Raw genomic sequence first — 4,761 nt, 5'->3', positions numbered from 1 at the left:
GACAATATCTTTTTTATTTTCTTTCTTTGATAATTCTTCTAAGGAAGAGACTGATATATAACGAAATCAATCCACTCAATAGCTAAATATGTGAAAGCTACATTCACCATACCTATAAAAAATCCGAACGAGTTTGATTCATAATCAAACTCGTTCGGATTATCCTTCAACTAAACTGGTTTTGCAACAGCCTCTTTCGTTACTTTTGCATAGATATAGTCTTTATTTTTTTATGTTCGTTTTTTACTAATAAGCATGAAACAGCAAAGCTTAGTAATGCAGCTAAAAACGTTCCACTGTAAATAATGTGCACACCTGATGCAAGAATTTCATGCAGCTTTGACAGTTCTTCTGCTGGTACTCCGCCTGTCTCAAACGAAGCATTTAAATTCTCTTGCCCTAATTTCTTTGCTTGTGAAAGTGTCACTAAATTAAAGATTGTACCAAACACCGCAGAACCTAGCGTTTGACTAAATGTATTTGTAAACGTATTAAGAGCCACCGCTACTCCTCTTTTGCTAGCCGGGACCGATGATTGAATAACTAGCATAAAAATAGGCGTAATAATACCCATTCCTAACCCAAGGACCCCAACGGCTACATAAATTAAAAATACGGGTGAGTGAGTGGAAACTAAAAACAGCATAAAACAAGCCGTACTTACAATTGCCGTGCCCAGCGTAAGGATGGAGTGCGTTTTAAGACGCCCTACTAAATTCCCTGAAAGCAGTGAACCAATCGTCCAGCATACTGGCATAGGCATTAATACAAAACCAGCAGCGGTTGCACTTTTCCCCAGCACTCCTTGACTCCAAATTGGAAGGTAGACCGTAATACTAATAACTACTGATCCCACAAGAAGTGTTAATAAGTTTATAACAGATACACTTCGAATGGAAAACAGTTCAAGCGGGATAAGAGGTTCGGGAGATTTCTTTTCTATATAAATAAAGCCAATGAATGTTAGAACAGCTAGAACAAATAACCCTATAATGGTCGGATCTCCCCAGTTTTGATGCTGACTTCCGGTTAAAAGCGCGTATAAAAACGCAATTGTTCCCACTGAAAACGTCACCGCTCCAATATAATCGATATAGCGTTTTTCTTTTACCACTTCTTCTTTATAGTTTACTAAAAGAACAAAAAAAGCCATTAGTCCAAACGGTATATTTAAAAAGAAAATATAGCGCCAAGACAGCGTATCCACTAAGAATCCTCCAAGAAGAGGCCCGAGAACTCCCGCAACTCCCCAAACTGCGCTAATCCACCCTTGCGCTTTGGCTCTTTCTTTTGCTTCTTCATACAAGTCGCCAATAATAATCATTGTAAGCGGCATAACGACCCCGGCGCCCAGCCCTTGGATCGCTCTATAGACAATTAATTGCTGCATCGAAAAGCTAAGTCCGCAAAGTATCGATCCGATTAAGAAAATAATGATTCCAACAAGCATAACTTTTTTGCGGCCGAATAGATCCGCTAACTTTCCGTATATAGGTGTAGATACAGCAGTTGTCAGCATATAAATGGCATATACCCAGCTAACTAGCTCAATGCCCGACAAATCACTTGTAATTCTTGGAACAGCCGTACTGACAATGGTTCCTTCCATTGCAGCTAAAACAGTGACAAGCAGCAGCGCTGTCATGATTCGTTTCCTCATCTTTCTCTCTCCTTGCAACTGCGGGCATACCATGGTTTTTCTTATAGAAGATAAAAGCGGTTTCAATATACGGATACCCTTTTAGCCTTTATATGTATGTGATGCCCCGCATATAGTTGCTGCCATATGCAGCCAAATAATTATTTTACTATAAATTTTTCCAAAGCGATAGATAATTTCAAAAATATGACTTTCCTCTCATTGATAGAAACATGCGTACATGATGTTTTATTTCCTTTTTAAATTGCAAAAAAGCACCCCGTAACACCTGGTATGGGATGCTTTTATATATTTTGTATGATCAACTTAAGCGGGGATCTTTTAATAAACGTTCCATTTCTTCCATATGATTTGTTTCATCTGCAATCATATCTTCAAGCTTTACAACAAGCTCTGTTAACCCTAACTCTTCCGCTTGTTTTTTACGCTCTTCGTAGCGCTGGATAGTTTCTTTTTCAGCCTTGCTCGCTTCTTTAAGCATTTCCGTTACGTTTGAGACGTGCTTCACCTCAGCTGGCTTTGTTGTTGGCTCACCGCCAAGGTTTTTGATTTTTTCTGATAAATAAAGAGCATGTCCTTGCTCATCAGGAATTTCTCCTTCAAAGAAAGGTTTTAAAATTTGATATTCTAGGCCGGTTACTGTAGACGCATAGTAAGTGTACTGAATAACCGCCGAATATTCACCCGCTAAATCGGTATTAAGTCCCTCTATTAGTTGTCTCATTTTCTCTTCCATTTGAATAAACACCCTTTCATTTGCTGTTAGTAGACATGTACCCTTTCTATCTAGTCCTAAACCACAATAAGGCGATATTCTGCTCCTTCTTTTTAAAATTAGGGAAATTACTGAAGAGGGCGAAGATGTTTGATTTCTATATTTTTAAAGAGAGACGTTCCTCCTTGAGAGAAAAGCGTAATTCCTTGGTCGTTGTGACGCGGAAACACCTCGCTAGAATGCACGGTTTTTCCATCATCAACAAAGACTTCAATGCTTGATTTATCTACCAATATCTTCAAATGAACATTTTTCTTGCCTGCATCAAAGTAATCACGGCTTTCCACATACTTTTTGCTTTGATCAGGCTGATTGCTATAGCTTCTGTTCACATATGAGACGTTATCTTTTGCAAAAATGCCCACATCAATGTGCCGCTTTTGATCTGCGGACTCTCGAAGTCGTAAGCCTACATTTTCTGCATCTGACCATGAAATATCTGTATCAAGCTGATAAGCTTCACCTTTTACCTTTAACTTTTTCTCTCCGTTTACTTCTACTTGTTCAACAGAGTTTGTTGAATCAGTTAGCTGATTTAATTCTTCGACAGGCTTTGATAACAGGCTGTACTGATCGTCTTCTTGTTTTGAAAGCTTAATTTCCCGGGTTACTGAATCGAAGCCGTTAAACCCTTCTTTCATCGTTGGCGTCTTATCTGGATAATCCCAGTTGTTCATCCATGCAAAAGCGTAGCGTTTTTCTAAGGAACCTTTATTTTTACCGTCTTCAAACGTTACTGCTCCGTACCAATCGAAACCATGATCGAGCCATTGCGGCTCGTCCATATCGGGAGTGAATGTTGTTCCATCGTAATTTCCTGTCCAATAAGCATAGGTGTTTGGCTTTCCGCTTTCTTTTCCATTTGCACTTGTCCCGAGAACCCACTTAACTGTCCCGTCATCTGCCTTCATTTGAAAAAGATCTGGACATTCGGTAATGCCAATGTCTTTAGTTACAAATCCTCCCGTATACGTCCAATCCTTTAGATTAGAAGATTCATAAAATCCGATTTTTTCACCTTCTGACATGACGAGAACCCACTTGTCATGTTCATTATCCCATATGACTTTGGGATCTCTAAAATCTTTGGTGCCTGGATTAGGCATGATAGGATTTTTGCTATRTGATTTAAAGGTTTTTCCTCTATCGGTACTATACCATAGATACTGTTCTTGCTTTTGTCCATCGGCAGAAGGCTGGGTCATAATGGCTACAATTGCGTCTTTACCAAAGCCTGCTGTGTTATCTTTATCCTCTACAACGGATCCGGACCATATATCGCCATTTTTATTTGTATACTTTGGAATAGCTACTCCTTCATCTTTCCAATGAACCAAATCTTTAGACGTTGCATGTCGCCATTCCGTCCCGTTCCCTTTAGGATAATCATGATTGTATAAGTAATAGTAATGATATTTCCCGTCAAAATAAATGGGCTTTTGAGGATCATTTTTCCATTTATCAGGCGTACTAAAGTGATACACCGGGCGATAAGTGGATTCACTTTTATTCTCTTTTTCTTTTCCTTGGTCTTTTGTATCCTCTTTTTTGGATACGGCTGTTATAATAAGTCCGGCTATTATAACTAAAAGAACGGCAAGCGTTATCCATTTATAAGCACCTTTTTTCTTCAAACAAACCCCAACCTTTCTCTTTTTTGTCTACATCGAATAAAACAAAAGAAAATGGTGATTACAATCACCATTTCCTTTTATTGCTATTGCAAAGCGCTCAGTCTTCATCTACTGTTAACTGACCTTGCTCAAGAACACGATCTTTTACAACAGATGTTTTTGAACCGTCAATGTTCACTAAGAAGCTTGGTGCAAATGTAGAGTGGTTGTCTTCATAAAAGCCTCTATTTGTCATGTAGCTTGTAATAACGACATTATCGCCTTTTGTTTGAGGTACAGCAAAGTGAGAATACGTGAATGTTTTATCATTAGGATCTAAATCCATATGAAGAACTAATCCTGTATCATTTAAAGGCTTATATTTTCCTGTTAACGTATTTGAAACATAGCCTAGCATATACACATCATCTTGTCCGATTCCATCAATCGTCATTTTAGATCCGCGAGAAYCGGTGAACAAGTACCATTTTCCATCTTTTTTGAAAATGTTTGCACGTTCAATTTCGTCTGTAACTGTGTTTGATGTAATAAGCGGCTTCATTACTTTTTTGAGCGTATAGTCATCATTTAACTCAATAATGCCCAAAGCCCCGTTTGCTAAAGAAGCTTTTTCTTTATTAGATCCTTCAAGAAGCYTTTTCTTTTCAGATTGGAAGAAAGGATTGTTCCCTCCGTAGTATGCTCTGTTATAT

Annotated in this window: 4 protein-coding genes; all 4 read right to left on the bottom strand. The window is 38.4% G+C overall.

Annotation, left to right across the window (positions count from 1 at the left end; genetic code table 11):
* Positions 1-199: 199 nt before the first annotated feature.
* A complete protein-coding gene (locus tag AC1DRF_RS16990; RefSeq protein ID WP_043979162.1) occupies positions 200-1,660 on the bottom strand; it encodes an MDR family MFS transporter in 1,461 nt (486 codons plus the stop codon).
* A 301-nt stretch (positions 1,661-1,961) separates the two neighbouring features.
* Complete coding sequence (locus AC1DRF_RS16985) at positions 1,962-2,396, bottom strand: ferritin-like domain-containing protein (protein WP_013056263.1); 435 nt, start codon at positions 2,394-2,396, stop codon at positions 1,962-1,964.
* A 107-nt stretch (positions 2,397-2,503) separates the two neighbouring features.
* Entirely contained in the window at positions 2,504-4,069 is a 1,566-nt protein-coding gene (locus AC1DRF_RS16980) for a glycoside hydrolase family 32 protein (protein WP_477741220.1), read from the bottom strand.
* 97 nt (positions 4,070-4,166) lie between these two features.
* A partial coding sequence (locus tag AC1DRF_RS16975; protein WP_477741219.1) for a glycoside hydrolase family 68 protein occupies positions 4,167-4,761 on the bottom strand: 595 nt, incomplete at its 5' end.

This window comes from Priestia sp. P5_B4, from assembly GCF_056400385.1.
Note: the sequence above shows the minus strand (reverse complement) of the source record. Positions and strands in the feature narration are given on the sequence as shown.